At 47.3% G+C, this 789-nt stretch carries 2 tRNA genes; both read left to right on the forward strand.

The features are described 5' to 3' along the window. Window positions 1–123 precede the first annotated feature (123 nt). Window positions 124–200 (forward strand) — tRNA-Ile (locus Q0796_RS18085). Between the two features lie 37 nt (window positions 201–237). Continuing rightward, window positions 238–313 (forward strand) — tRNA-Ala (locus tag Q0796_RS18090). The last annotated feature ends 476 nt before the right edge of the window (window positions 314–789 follow it).

Consider the following 789-nt stretch of genomic DNA (forward strand, 5'->3'; position numbering starts at 1 on the left):
GGGAACCTGGGGCTGGATCACCTCCTTAAACGACATGATTGCTTGTTTTACGCTGAGTGTTCACACAGATTGTCTGATAAAAAGTAAAGAGTCGATTAGGTACCCATACCTAATCACGGTAACGGGTCTGTAGCTCAGCTGGTTAGAGCGCTCGCCTGATAAGCGGGAGGTCGGTGGTTCAAGTCCACTCAGACCCACCAACTTCCTTGAAGTGACGTTACCAAAGCAAAACTCGATGGGGCTATAGCTCAGCTGGGAGAGCGCCTGCCTTGCACGCAGGAGGTCTGCGGTTCGATCCCGCATAGCTCCACCACTTCTTCCCCTTTGGGGATAAGAAGCCAAAGCTACTCATTCTACAAGCATAAGCTTTTAGAATAAGCACCTTTGGCTTTTTTTGGGCCTAGGTCCAAGGAAAACTTGCTCTTTTACAATTTGGAAAGCTGATAAAATTTTCTCGAGAAACTGTAAGAGTTTCTAAAACAATCTTACAAGTGTCTAAAGATATCCGGCGTTGCAACTTCTACCCGAAGTTGTAACTAACGAAAACATTTGGTTGCGGCATATTGCGAAGGCCACTCTTGCAAGAGTGACAATCGTATTGCGCAGGTATTTGGTTCTCAATCACGGAGAAACGAGAGTGAGCGAGGAAGTTAGCTTCTGCTAATGACCGACGCGAACGAACGATTCGACAAAGAGTGAGAGACAAAGACCAAGCAAGACCCCTTGGGGTTGTATGGTTAAGTGACTAAGCGTACACGGTGGATGCCTTGGCAGTCAGAGGCGATGAAG

Origin of the sequence: uncultured Ferrimonas sp. (genome assembly GCF_947489035.1) — a bacterium.
Classification (GTDB): Bacteria; Pseudomonadota; Gammaproteobacteria; order Enterobacterales; family Shewanellaceae; genus Ferrimonas.